General features: G+C 67.1%; 10 protein-coding genes and 2 pseudogenes. 9 read left to right on the top strand and 3 right to left on the bottom strand.

All coding sequences use genetic code 11. From position 1 onward, the window contains the following. Positions 1-92 precede the first annotated feature (92 nt). Entirely contained in the window at positions 93-890 is a 798-nt protein-coding gene (locus ON32_RS01940; protein WP_040788239.1) for an SDR family oxidoreductase, read from the bottom strand. Further along, complete coding sequence (locus ON32_RS28415) at positions 887-2,068, bottom strand: acyl-CoA dehydrogenase family protein (protein ID WP_051132772.1); 1,182 nt, start codon at positions 2,066-2,068, stop codon at positions 887-889. The genes ON32_RS01940 and ON32_RS28415 overlap by 4 nt, the downstream gene beginning before the upstream one ends. A gap of 199 nt (positions 2,069-2,267) precedes the next feature. Here ON32_RS28415 and ON32_RS01930 point away from each other — a divergent pair, with 199 nt between their 5' ends. The 9 genes and pseudogenes from ON32_RS01930 to rsgA all read left to right on the top strand — a co-directional run. Beyond that, positions 2,268-3,794 carry a FadD3 family acyl-CoA ligase gene (locus ON32_RS01930; RefSeq protein WP_040788238.1) on the top strand — a complete coding sequence of 509 codons (1,527 nt, stop codon included), beginning with the start codon at positions 2,268-2,270 and terminating at the stop codon, positions 3,792-3,794. Next, complete coding sequence (locus tag ON32_RS01925; RefSeq protein WP_051132764.1) at positions 3,794-4,720, top strand: enoyl-CoA hydratase; 927 nt, start codon at positions 3,794-3,796, stop codon at positions 4,718-4,720. The genes ON32_RS01930 and ON32_RS01925 overlap by 1 nt, the downstream gene beginning before the upstream one ends. 2 nt (positions 4,721-4,722) lie before the next feature. After that, positions 4,723-5,862 (top strand): acyl-CoA dehydrogenase family protein, encoded by a 1,140-nt coding sequence (locus ON32_RS01920; protein ID WP_040788237.1) that lies wholly within the window; start codon positions 4,723-4,725, stop codon positions 5,860-5,862. Beyond that, positions 5,859-6,887 carry an acyl-CoA dehydrogenase family protein gene (locus ON32_RS01915; RefSeq protein WP_040788235.1) on the top strand — a complete coding sequence of 343 codons (1,029 nt, stop codon included), beginning with the start codon at positions 5,859-5,861 and terminating at the stop codon, positions 6,885-6,887. The genes ON32_RS01920 and ON32_RS01915 overlap by 4 nt, the downstream gene beginning before the upstream one ends. Before the next feature lie 147 nt (positions 6,888-7,034). Next, on the top strand, positions 7,035-8,087 hold the full coding sequence (locus ON32_RS01910) for an acyl-CoA dehydrogenase family protein (RefSeq protein WP_040788234.1): 1,053 nt from the start codon (positions 7,035-7,037) through the stop codon (positions 8,085-8,087). A gap of 252 nt (positions 8,088-8,339) precedes the next feature. Beyond that, positions 8,340-8,908 (top strand): annotated as a pseudogene (locus tag ON32_RS30765) (LppA family lipoprotein). A 204-nt stretch (positions 8,909-9,112) separates the two neighbouring features. Further along, the gene (locus ON32_RS26760; protein WP_157224039.1) at positions 9,113-10,378 is read left to right on the top strand and encodes a DUF4241 domain-containing protein; all 1,266 of its coding nucleotides are present in this window, start codon (positions 9,113-9,115) and stop codon (positions 10,376-10,378) included. Between the two features lie 840 nt (positions 10,379-11,218). Further along, positions 11,219-12,448 (top strand): MFS transporter, encoded by a 1,230-nt coding sequence (locus ON32_RS01890; RefSeq protein ID WP_040788232.1) that lies wholly within the window; start codon positions 11,219-11,221, stop codon positions 12,446-12,448. Between the two features lie 119 nt (positions 12,449-12,567). Continuing rightward, positions 12,568-13,062: pseudogene (gene rsgA / locus ON32_RS01885) on the top strand (ribosome small subunit-dependent GTPase A); the annotation flags it as partial. 44 nt (positions 13,063-13,106) lie between these two features. Here rsgA and ON32_RS01880 read toward each other — a convergent pair. Further along, on the bottom strand, positions 13,107-13,436 hold the full coding sequence (locus ON32_RS01880; protein WP_040788230.1) for a hypothetical protein: 330 nt from the start codon (positions 13,434-13,436) through the stop codon (positions 13,107-13,109).

The following is a 13,436-nucleotide window of genomic DNA, read 5'->3' as shown; positions in this document are numbered from 1 at the left end:
CGGGGAGTGCGATCCGACCTGCCCTCAGAATGGCACACGTCGAGCAGGCTAAACAGCCCCGAGAACAACTACCTTCGACAACGGCATCCGGATCAGGCGCGCTGGCTGCTGATCGAGACCACCTCACCGGTGAGATAGGTGGTGTAGTCGCTGGCCAGCATGGCGATGGTGGCCGCCACCTCCCACGGTTCGGCGGCCCGACCGAACGCCTCCCGCTCGGCGAGACGATCGAGCAGTTCCGGGGAACTGGTCCGGTCCAGGAACGCGTGTCGGGCGATACTCGGCGCGACGGCATTGATCCGCACCCCGAACTCGGCCGCCTCTATGGCACTGCACCTGGTGAGCGCCATGACACCGGCCTTGGCCGCGGCGTAGTGGGCCTGACCGTATTGGGCGCGCCAACCGAGCACACTGGCGTTGTTGACGATCACCCCGCCGTGTTCGACCGAGCGGAAATAGTTCAGTTCGGCGCGGGTGCAGCGGAAGGTGCCGTTGAGGGTGACATCCACCACCCGGTTCCACTGGTCGTCGGTCATATCCGCAACCGGTGTCTCCCCACCGAGCCCGGCGTTGTTGACGAAGATATCCACCCGACCCAGTGCCGCCACCGCGCCGCGAACCAATTCGTCCACCTGTTCGGTGCTGGTCACATCACAGGCGATGGCGTGCACCTTGCGATCGGCGAACTCGGTGGCGAGTTCGGCCCGGGTGGCCTCGAGCCGGCGTTCGTGCCAGTCCGAGACCACGACATCGGCACCTTCGGACAACAACCGCCGAGCCGTCGCAGAACCGATACCGGTACCGGCGGCGGCGGTGACGACGGCATACCGCCCGGCGAGTAGGCCGTGGCCGGAAATCGGCGGCGGCGCGACGGACAGCGGCCCGGTCACGAGCGGTTCTCCCGAGGAAGACCGAGCACCCGCTCGGCGATGATATTGCGCTGCACTTCGTTCGAACCTCCGTAGATGGTGTCGGCGCGGGTGAACAGATACAGCCGCTGCCATTCGTCCAGATCGTCGTTGTCGGCGGCCACCAGTCCGGCGGCGCCGCGCACCGCCATGGCCAGTTCGCCGAGGCTGCGATGCCAGTTGGCCCACAGCAGTTTGCCCACCGAGGCCTGACCGCCGTCGGAAGCGGTCTCCGCCATGGTGCGCAGGGCATGGGCGCGCAGCACCCGCAGTCCCACCCAGGCCCGATCGATCCGGTCCGCCAGCAGCGGATCGTCGATGGCACCGGTTTTCCGGGCCATCTCCTCGATGGCCGACAGTTCCCGAGCGAAGCGGATCTGCTGACCGAGGGTGGAGATACCGCGTTCCACATTGAGCGTGCCCATGGCGACCCGCCACCCGTCACCGGGTTCGCCGACCACCAGATCGGCCTCGGTGCGGGCATTGTCGAAGAACACCTCGTTGAATTCGGAGGTGCCGGTGAGTTGCACGATCGGCCGGACCTCGATGCCCGGCTGATGCATGGGCACCAGCAGATACGACAGGCCCTTGTGCCGTTTAGAGCCGGGTTCGGTGCGGCAGACCGCGAAACACCAGTCGGCCACATGCGCCAGCGAGGTCCAGATCTTCTGGCCGTTGACGACCCATTCGTCCCCGTCCAGCCGGGCGGAGGTGGAAACGGCCGCCAGATCGGAGCCGGCGCCCGGCTCGGAGTAGCCCTGGCACCACAGCTCGGTCACCGTGCGGATACCGGGGAGAAAGCGTTCACGCTGGCGTGGGGTGCCGAAGGCCAGCAGAGTGGGACCGAGAAGTTCTTCGCCCACGTGGGACACCCGCGCCGGCGCGTTCGCCTTGGCGTATTCCTCGTGGAAGATGATCTGCTGCGCCACACTCGCCGCGCGGCCACCGTATTCGACCGGCCATCCCAGACAGGTCCAGCCCGCGGCGGCCAGCCGCCGGTCCCATTCCAGCCGCTCGTCGAAGGCCTCGTGTTCCCGTCCGGGACCACCGAGACCGCGCAGTTCTCGAAACTCGCCGTTCAGCTGTTCTTCGAGCCAGTTCCGCACCTGAGCGGCGAAGACGTCGTCGGGCAGATCGGCCACACTCGTACGTTCGGCCACCGTTTCGGCCGAAGGCCGCCCGGTATCCGAACCGGTACCGGATTCTGAGGTCTGGATAGCACCCACGCCGGTAGGATAACCTACCAAGCACTTGCTTTGTAGACCTGCGAAGGCAACGGCCGCCGGCCGGGGCCGCACGACGGCGAGGACGACCGTGACAATCTCCGCGCATCCGCTCCCGACAGCGCACACCACACCGATGGCGCTGCACGATGCCGCACGCGCCCACGGCAGTGCGCCCGCCCTGGCAGACGGTCCGGTCCGGCTCGACTGGAACCATCTGCTGGAATCGGTCCAGGATGTGGCCCGCGCCCTACTCGCCCGCGGCATCCGAATCGGCGACCGAGTGGCGATCTGGTCGCCGAACACCTACCACTGGGTGATCGCCGCACTGGCCGCGCACTACTGTGGGGCCGCGCTGGTTCCCCTCAACACCCGCTATGTCGCCGCCGAGGTCGTCGATGTACTGCGCCGGGTCGACGCGAAGGCCCTGTTCGTTGCCGGAACCTTCCTCCGCCGCGACCGGCTGACCGAACTGCGCGAGACCGCACCCGACCTGGGCATCGACACGGTGGTGGTGATCCCGGTCGAACAAGACCCCGAAACCGTTCCGGACGGCGTGCTGACCTGGTCCGACCTGGATACCGCGGGGGCGTCCGTCACCCGAGAGCAGGCCCGTGAACGCGCCGAGACCGTACGTCCCGAAGACATCTCCGACATCCTGTTCACCTCTGGCACCACCGGACGCAGCAAGGGTGTGCTGATCGAACACCGGCAGTCGCTGGCCGCGGTGCGCGCATGGGTGGACTGCTCCACTCTGAACGCCACCGACCGCTACCTGATCGTGAACCCCTTCTTCCACAGCTTCGGTTACAAGGCCGGTATCCTCGCCTGCCTGGTCACCGGGGCCACCATGGTGCCGCAGGCGGTATTCGACGTCCCCACCACCATGCGGTTGATCGGCGCGGAGAAGATCACTGTTCTACCCGGCCCGCCGACGATCTACCAATCCATCCTGGACTTCCCCGACCGCACGCACTACGACCTGAGCACCCTGCGGGTCGCGGTCACCGGCGCGGCCACCGTCCCGGTGGTGCTCATCGAGCGCATGCGTTCCGAACTCGACTTCGACGTGGTCCTCACCGCCTACGGCCTATCCGAGGCCGGCGGTTTCGGCACCATGTGCCGCCCGGACGACGATGCCGAAACCATCGCCAACACCTGTGGCCGTCCCATCGCCGACTTCGAACTGAAACTCGGCGACGCCGGCGAGGTCCTGCTGCGCGGCCCCAATGTCATGCGCGGCTACCTAGACGATCCCGCCGCCACCGCCGCGACCATCGACGCCGACGGCTGGCTGCACACCGGCGATATCGGCACCGTCGACGAACGCGGCTATCTGAAGATCACCGACCGTCTCAAGGACATGTACATCAGCGGCGGTTTCAACGTGTATCCCGCCGAGATCGAACAGGCCCTGGCCCGATTGGACGGGGTGGCCGAATCCGCCGTGATCGGTGTCCACGACACCCGCATGGGCGAGGTGGGCAAGGCCTATATCGTCTGCAAACCCGGCGCCACGCTCACCGAGCAGCAGGTCCTCGACCACGCCAAGGCCGTTCTGGCCAACTTCAAGGTGCCGCGCTACGTCGAATTCCGCGACCAACTGCCCTACAACGCCGGCGGCAAGGTGATGAAGCACCGTCTACGTGAGGAGAATTCGTAATGCCGGACAACCCCGCGAACCCCGTCCGGGCGGACAGCCCCGCCGAGGCGAGTGTGCCCTACGAGCCGGATGTGGTGCTCTACGAGCGTCGCGGTCCGATTGCCGTCGTCACCATGAACCGGCCGAAATACCGCAATGCCCAGAACTCGGTGATGACCTATGCCCTCGACGCCGCCTTCGAACGCGCTGTCGCAGACCCCGAGGTCAAGGTGATCGTCCTGGCCGGCAATGGCAAACACTTCAGCGCCGGACACGATCTGGGCACCCCGGGCCGCGACCATCACGTGAAATACCCGAACAAGGCCACCCTGTGGTGGGACCATATCGGTCGGGAAGGCGGCGACCTGCGGTTCTCCCGGGAGATCGAAGTGTATCTCGGGATGTGCCGGCGGTGGCGGGAGATCCCCAAGCCGACCATCGCCATGGTGCAGGGCGCGTGTATCGCGGGCGGACTCATGCTGGCCTGGGTCTGCGACATGATCATCGCCTCCGACGACTCCTTCTTCTCCGACCCGGTGGTGCGCATGGGCATTCCGGGGGTGGAGTACTTCGCCCACCCCTGGGTGATGGGACCGCGCGCCGCCAAGGAATTCCTGTTCACCGGCGACCGGTTCGGCGCCGCGCAGGCCAAGGAATGGGGCATGGTCAACCGGGTCGTCCCGCGGGACGAATTGGAGACCGAGACCATGGCGCTGGCCGAGAAGATCGCCGCCATGCCGCAGTTCGGCCTCGCCCTGACGAAGAAGGCCGTCAACCAGGCCGAAGACCTGATGGGTATGCGCGCGGGTATGGATTCGGTATTCGGCCTGCACCATTTCGCCCACGCGCACAATGCCGAGGTCGGCGCCGACTCGCTGGGCGGGATGAATGCCAAGACGATGAAGGCGCAGGCGGGCTCGGCCGCCGCCGACGAGGGGAAGGCCTAGCAATGGAGCTGGATCTCGACGACAGCACCCGGCAATTCCAACAGGAGGTCCGCGACTTCCTTACCGCGAACGTGCCCGCCGACCCACTGCCCTCGATGGACACCGAAGCGGGCTTCGAGGCGCATCGGGAATGGGAACGCACCCTGGCCCAGGCCCGACTGTCGGTGGTGTCGTGGCCGGAGGAATTCGGTGGCCGCGACGCCTCACTACTGGAATGGGTGCTGTTCGAGCAGGAGTACTACGCGGCCGGCGCGCCGGGACGGGTGAGCCAGAACGGTATCTTCCTGTTGGCCCCCACCCTGTTCGAGCACGGCACACCCGAACAGCTGGCCCGGATCATGCCGCGCATGGCGCGCGGCGACGATATCTGGGCCCAGGCCTGGTCGGAACCGGAAGCGGGCAGCGACCTGGCCGGTATTCGCTCCACCGCCCGACGCACCGACGGCGGCTGGCTGTTGAGCGGGCAGAAGACCTGGAGCTCGCGGGCGTCGTTCGCCGATCGAGCGTTCGGACTGTTTCGCAGCGACCCGGAGGCCGAAAGACATCGCGGCCTCACCTATCTGATGTTCCCGCTCACCGCCGACGGCGTCACGGTCCGTCCCATCCCGCAGCTCGACGGCGAACCCGGCTTCGCGGAAATCTTCCTCGACGATGTGTTCGTCCCCGACGAGGACGTGATCGGCGCGCCCGATGACGGCTGGCGGGTGGCCATGAGCACCTCCAGTAACGAACGCGGCCTGTCACTGCGCAGCCCCGGCCGGTTCAGCGCGACCGCCCGGCGACTGATCGACCTGTGGCGCGACACCGGTGACGCCGGAGCCGCGAGCCGCGATGCCGTGGTGGACGCCTGGATAGGCAGCGAGGCCTACCGGCTGCACACACTGGGCACGGTCACCCGGCTGAACGAGGGCGGGAAACTGGGCGCGGAATCCTCGATCACCAAGGTGTTCTGGTCCGAACTCGATATCGCCATGCACGAGACCGCACTGGAACTGCTCGGCGCCGACGCCGAACAGGCCGGCCGCTGGACCGACGGTTATCTGTTCTCCCTTTCCGGCCCGATCTACGCCGGCACCAACGAGATTCAACGCAATATCATCGCCGAGCGACTCCTCGGCCTACCGAGAGGAGGCGGGCGGTGAGGTTCGCGCTCAGCCCGGAGCAGGTGGACTTCGGCGCCAGTATCCGCAAACTGTTCGAATCCGGGCAGACGCCCGCGGCGGTGCGGTCCTGGGCCGCGAACGATCCGGCACCGGGCCGCAAACTGTTCACCCAACTCGCCGAGGCCGGTGTGTTCGGTCTGGGTATCGCGGAGGAATACGGTGGTCTCGGCGCCGAACCGCTGGATCAGGTGGTGGCGTTCATCGAGGTGGGTCGGGCCGCTGCGCCCGGCCCGCTGGTGGAGACCGCGGCCGCCGTCCCGGCTCTGCTGGGCGCGTTGGCCGCCGGGGAGAGCGAGCCCGCCCGTCGCCTGCTGCCCGAGATCGCCGAAGGCACCACCCTGACCACCCTCGCCCGCGGCGGCGACGGACACCGCGCGGTTGCCCTCGACGCCGACCGCGCCGACCTCGTCCTACTCGTCGACGGGCCACGGCTGTACACCGGCCGGGCGGTCGCGGCGGTGAGATCGGTGGATCCGGCGCGCCGGTTGTTCGTCGTGGAACCCGACGAATTGCTCGCCGAGGCCTCCACCTCCGAATCCGGGGATATCGGTTTCGATTTCGGGGCGCTCGCCAATGCGGCGCAGCTGCTGGGCGCGGGCCGGGCACTATTGGACGCGTCGACCGAGTACGTGAAGCAGCGCAAGCAGTTCGGTCGCCCGATCGGCGAATTCCAGGCCGTCAAACAGAAATTGGCGGATGTGCTGATCGCCCTCGACCTGGCCGAACCCCTGCTGTATCGGGCCGCGCTCACCACCGCGACCCCGCAGCGCGGCCGCGATATCTCGGCCGCGGTCGTCGCCTGTGGCGATGCCGCCTATCGCGCTGCCCGCACCGCCCTCCAGGTGCACGGCGCCATCGGCTACACCGCCGAATACGACCTGTCGCTGTGGCTGACCCGAGTCACCGCACTGCGCACCGCATGGGGCACACCCGATCTGCACCGGCGCCGGATCGCCGAAGCCCTGCGTACCCCGCCCGCGGTGGACGTCGGAGTGCTGACCTGACACCCATCCCCTGGGCCGGCGAGCGCAGGGCGGCCGCGGCGGAGTGAATCGACCGCCGGTGGCACAGGAAACGCCGGGACCGCATACGGCCGGGCACGAATGAGAACAGGCCCCGCGCATTCGTCGGGTGATCTTCGAAAGAGAGCAATGATCAGCGAGGAACAGCAGGAGTTGGTATCGGCGGTCCGTGGACTGCTCACCAAACGCGACGCCCGGGCGGGTGTGCGCGCGGCGATGTCCGGTGATCCGGGATACGACCCGCGCCTGTGGGCGCAGCTGTGTGAGCAGGTCGGAGTCGCCGCTCTGGCCATTCCGGAGGAGTACGGCGGGTTCGGGGCGGGGCTGGTCGAATCCCTTTTGGTGGTGGGCGAACTCGGCCGGGCCCTGGTCGATGTCCCGATGCTCGGCTCCGCGGTGCTCGGCGCCCAGGCGGTCCTGTTGTCCGGGGATACCGAGGCCTGCGAGCGGCTGCTGCCGGGTGTGGCCGAGGGCACCCGTACCCTGGCGGTCTGCTGGGCCGACGCCACGGGCTGGGATGAGTTCGGCGTCCGGGCCACCGGTGACGCCGTGGACGGAACCGCCCACTACGTCCTCGGCGGCACCGTCGCCGACACTCTGATCGTGGTGACCGAAACGGGTCTGTACGAGGTCGACCCGCACGCCCCGGGTGTGCGACGCCGCCGCGTCGCGACCCTGGACCCCACGCGCGCCCTGTCGGAGATCACCTTCACCGCCGTTCCGGCCCGACGCCTCGGCACCGCCGACCCCGCCCCCGTGATCGAGCGGCTGCGCCGTATCGCCTGGGCGGCCCTCGCCGCCGAACAGGTGAGGGCGGCCGAATACTGCCTGGAGATGACCGTCGAATACACCAAGTCGCGTGTGCAGTTCGGCCGGGTCATCGGCAGCTTCCAGGCCCTCAAACACCGGATGGCCGATATGTACGTGCTGGTCGAATCCGCCAAATCCGCGTCCCTGGTCGCCACGCTCGCCGTGGCCGAGGACGCCCTGTCGGCGGCGGAGGACGTCTGGGTGGCCATTCGCCAATGCCGCGAGACCTTCTCCGCCGTAGCCGCCGAAACCATTCAGCTGCACGGCGGTATAGCCATCACCTGGGAACACGACGCGCACCTGTACTTCAAACGCGCCCACGGCGACACTCACCTCTTCGGTGCCCCCGGCCGACCCGCACAACTCGCGTAGCCTCCCGGAACCCGCACAGCACGGAGGACCCCGCTGTTACGAGCTTCGGACGACACCCACCCTACGACTCGGCCCCATGGCCGTATCGGGCCCAGCGGTGCGATCTAAATTCGAGGCTGGATGCCCCCGGCTCCGGCAGACCGAGCACCGCGTTCGCCGTGGCCCCGTCCTGGGACTCGAGGGTATTCGCCGTGGTCTTCAGCAATATGGCCGTAATCGTCGCGGGACTACCACACCTGGCGGTGCGGTGATATGACCACCGCACCGGTACGAATACTCGTGGCGTTGTTTCCCGTGGTGATGCTGAGCGGATGCGGCAGTGCACCGGACGATCCGGGCCGTCCACCCAGTCCCGACGAAATCGCCCACGCCGAAGCCCAGATGCGGAAGCTGCCATCCCTCGAGGAAACCGAACCGCAGCTCATGGCACTCATCCGACAAATCGCCGACGCAGCCGAAACGGTCGCACCAGGACTCGTTTGGCGCCAGGAGACCAACCGCGGGCAAGGAATGCTCGGCTGCCGGGCCCCTACCGAGAAACCGACGGCGCCTCGATGACCACCGGCTCGATGTTCTCGCCGGTTCCGATCAGTAACGCCGAATGGCCCAGGGTCCTCACCATCGCCCGCGATCTGACCGCCCCTCACGGCATCACCGTCCTCACCGTCCGATTCGACGCACCCGGGAACCACCAAGTCGTCCTCCATTCCCCCGACCACGGCAACGAGATCGAGATCGGCACCGGCAAAGCCGCTCTCATCACCGGTCTGACCGGCTGCCGCTATCGGGAGGAAGATCTCCGTGACCAACCTTTCGGATAGGCCGGCCATGACCGCAGACGACAATGGTGTGCCCGGTATCGGGTCCCCGTAGTACGCTGCGGCGATCCCGTAGCCGTCGCCCACCCGTTTTTGCTCACTCTTGAGCTTCTGAGCAGGCAAATCGTCGTATTCCTCTGCGAGGATAAACAACGCTCCGGTACGGAATCACGCGTGCCGAGCCGGCCGAAGTGAACGGAGAATCGAGTGGGGACGAGCTGGACCGGAGTGTATTGCGAAGGGTGGGATCAGAGTGCGCAGCGCTGGGTGGGCCGGCTGCATCCCGATGACGCCCGAGCCAGAGACGAGGCGGGCGAACAGTATTCGGTGGTTCTGCTGGCGGATGACACACCCCGGGTGATCATCGATGTCGCCTGGTCGCAGCATTACCTCGGAGTGTGGACACTGGACGACGCATTGCGGCGCGCGACTCACACCGACTTCCGAAGGCTACGCGACGATCAACTCTTCCCCGTACAAGAGGATCGGTGGCACTACCCGGACGGTCGGCGAGAAGGAGAGAAGGGCGTCCGCAGAGACGGTCTGCGACGCGGGATCGATAGCTGGGTGCGCAAAGAATACGACACTATAGGCGGAGGTAGCGGTCATAGCAGCTACCAGGAGGACCCCGATGGGCACTGGCGTGCCGCCCCCGTATTCGGCGAGTGGGCATGGGCGATTCCCGAACACGACGGCGACCCGATATCCATCACGACGGATGTCGATGCCTCCGATACGGCCTCGCCCACGCACAGGCCGTGGCATCCGCCGACACCGCGTGGTGCGCCTTATCTCCACGATCTGATGCAAGAAGGCTCGCTCGTACGGGACTATCACGGACGACACATGGTCACGAAACACCACCACCTCGGCTCCGTGTGTCTACCCTCTGGCCGAGTGGTGGCCTGCGACCCCGGCTGGTGGCCGGCCACGGAGATGAAGCCGTTCACCGAGCCGGTACCACCGGGTCACTACCAGGTGTACGAGGTCGTGTTGGTCGACGCCACCCTGACCGAATCCGAGCGGATGAGAAAACGCCAGGAACTCGCCGATCGATACGGGCTGCCGGTGGACGGGCTGCGGATCGACGGCTCCGCCGCGTTCCTCCTGCGAGTGTCGTACACGCCCGCGGTCTCCTGGGAACCGGCACTGCGGGACGGCGAAGATCCGCGAACACTCGGCGACGGGGAGTTCTTCGGGTTCGGTGTCGACGGCGGACAGGGATGTTTCACGTCCGTGGAGGCCCTCCCCGAGATGACCGAGTTGATGGATGACGATTTCGAGGAGTGGCTGGAGACGGTCTCGGCCGCGTGCGGCAGTACGCTCCGACTCGGCGACGACCATCTCGATCTGGTGCCCTATGGCTGCTATTTCGGGGATGGCACCTACCCGACCTGGATAGGGCGCGATAGTGACGGCGCCATCGTCTGTTTCGTCACGGATATGCTCACGCTGTCGGATAAGGCGGACTGAGCCGGGGTGATCGGCCTCGAGGCCGTCCTGCTGCTCGAGGCCGTCGGAGCCGCTCTCATCACCGGCCCGACCGGCTGCCGTTATCGGGAGGAAGACCTGCGGAACCAACCTGTTGGGTGAGTTCGGACATGGCGTGGGCGCACGTAGTTACTTCTCGGTCGGGGGATGTCCGTTGTGCCCGAATCCATTGTGGGAAACAATCCGCTCGTGATGATCAGAAGATTCAGGGAACCTCCCTATTGGCCGCGACCGTCGCGGCAGTGACGTCGGCCCCTTCACCGCCGCGACCGCGGTGCGGATGCACCGTTGAGTCCCCCTGAGGTCAGCTTCGAAGGCACCGCACCGGGAACGGTGACGGCGACGCTGCACAACCCGAACGATCAGGGGCAGTGCTGGGCGGAGGCCGGGGTCGGTCCGAACAACGACCATGTCTTCTTCGGAGAGCCCAAGCCGGAGTCGCCGGCCAACCCCGGCCAGACGGTCGAAACATCGTTGACAGGTCTAGAGCCGGGCTCCACGATCACGGCACGGGGGGTTGCGTGGACCCGAACTCCGCGGGCGGCATGGTCTTGGGCGAGACGGTTACGGTGACCGTCCCCTCCGGCGCCCCCGCAACCGGCAGCGCCGGAGGCCAGCCCCCGGGACGCCCCCTCGTGCCGAGTGGCGTAGGACTCGTCGGAGTCCTACGCCACTCGATGTCTGTCGACCCCACCTTTTAGTTAGTTAACCTATGTAATAATATGGGTGCAGTCCACGCCGGTAACCGGTGCAGACCCAGCCACCGTCGTCTCGCTCTGCATCTCGGTCGGCTCAATCACTCGATCCGAAACCGGAATACCGATGAGCACCCTTACCAGCGCCCCGAGCGCCTCCACTCGACAACCGAAAGCAGTCTGGGCCGTCGCCTTCGCCAGCGTTATCGCCTTCATGGGCATCGGCCTGGTCGACCCGATTCTCAAACCGATCGGCGAGCAACTCCACGCCTCACCGTCCCAGGTCTCCCTGCTGTTCACCAGCTACATGCTGGTCACCGGCATCGCCATGCTGGTCACCGGTGTGGTGTCCAGCCGTTTCGGCGCCAAGAAGACCCTGCTGGCGGGTCTGGCGCTCATCATCGTCTTCGCCGCCGCCGCCGGGGCATCGGGTACCGTCGGACAGATCGTCGGTTTCCGGGCCGGTTGGGGCCTCGGCAACGCGCTGTTCATCGCGACCGCCCTGGCCACCATTGTGGGCGCGGCCAGCGGCGGTGTCGCCCGCGCGATCATCCTGTACGAGGCCGCGCTCGGCATCGGTATCGCCACCGGGCCGCTGCTCGGCGGCGCACTCGGCGGGATCAGCTGGCGAGCGCCGTTCTTCGGGGTATCCGTGCTGATGGCGATCGCCCTCATCTCGGTTGTCGTACTACTACCGGACACCGCCCGCCGAGCGACGCCGACCTCCATCACCGCACCCTTCCGGGCGCTGCGCCACCGCGGCCTGCTGGTGTTGAGCATTACCGCCCTGCTGTACAACTTCGGCTTCTTCACCCTGCTCGCCTACACCCCGTTCCCGCTGGATATGGGCACCTACGCCATCGGCTTCATCTTCTTCGGCTGGGGTCTTCTACTGGCCCTGGCATCGGTGTTCCTGGCGCCGTGGCTGCAAACCCGGTTCGGCACCGTGCCGATGATCGCGCTCGCGGTCGGGCTTTTCGCCGCCGATCTGGCGGTGATGGGCATGTTCGCCGAACACAAACCCGTCCTGGTCGTCGGCGTGGTGATCGCCGGACTCTTCCTCGGGGTGAACAACACCCTCATCACCGAAGCGGTCATGACCTCGGCGCCGGTCGAGCGGTCGACGGCCTCCGCGGCCTACAGCTTCGTCCGCTTCGCCGGCGGCGCCGTCGCCCCCTATCTGGCGGGCAAACTCGGTGAACACCACACTCCGCTGCCCTTCTGGGTCGGCGCCGGCTGCACCGCGCTCGGCGTCGTGGTCCTCCTGCTCGGCCGATCCGTCCTGGCCCATATCGACGACCACCGCGCCGCCCCACACAGCGTGGAGGAGGCCACCGCGATCACTGTCGGGGACTGAGGCGGAACCCGTCGTTACCGAACCGCCGCGACCGGGGAACCGGGCGCGGCGGTTCGTCGGTTGTCGGCCCCGAGCGTGCGAAACCGCGGTGGCCGGCCCTGAAGGGGGTAACGAATAATGCGCTGCTCGACGGGACGGTCGCGCTGCTCGGCCCGTCCGGTGCGGGCAAGTCCACCCTGGCGAACGCGTTACTGGGCGCGGAGGTGTTCACCACGAGCGCGGTTCGTTCCTCCGATAAGAAAGGCCGACACACCACGGTGCATCGGGAGCTGCGTCCGTTACCGGGCGGCGGCACACTCATCGATACCCCTGGTTTGCGGGGCGTGAGGTTATGGGATGCGGCCGAGGGAATCGGCCGTGCTTTCCGCGATATCGAGGAATTGGCGCTGCGGTGCCGGTTCACCGATTGCGCACACGAAACCGAGCCGGGGTGCGCCGTGCGCGCGGCGGTGGAATCCGGGGAACTCCCCCGGCGTCGGGTGGACAGCTACCGCAAGCTCTCCAAGGAGAACGCCTGGATGGCCGCATGGACCGACAAGCGGCTCCAGGCCGAGCGCCGGCGCATGTGGCGCAATATCACCAAGCAGACCCGGAAGCAGGGCAACCGGCCCTGAGTCGCGGCGCGGGACAGCGGTTCTGCTGTCCCGCACCCACTCCGCTACTCCGGCACTTCGAGAACACCTTCGTCCACGGCCCACTGGATGGTTTTCTGTAGCCGCTCGCAGGTGTCCGGCCGCCCGGGGCCGTAACCCTTGGACTCGAGTTCGGCGAAGACCGGGCAGTGGGCCGCCGGACTGTCGGTCCACTGCACCGAGGTCTGGCGCGCACTGCTCTTACGGACCAGAACTTCGGCATGACACCCCTGGCACCGCAGGGCCGTCATCCCGTCCTCCAGGTAGCGCTGTCGGTCCACGACGGTCTGGGCCCGCACCTCGGCCTGCCGCTCGGGCCGATCGGCGAAGTCGGGTGCTTTCGCCCAGGTGGGCAT

The organism is Nocardia paucivorans NBRC 100373, assembly GCF_000308675.1.
GTDB lineage: Bacteria > Actinomycetota > Actinomycetes > Mycobacteriales > Mycobacteriaceae > Nocardia > Nocardia paucivorans.
Note: the sequence above shows the minus strand (reverse complement) of the source record. Positions and strands in the feature narration are given on the sequence as shown.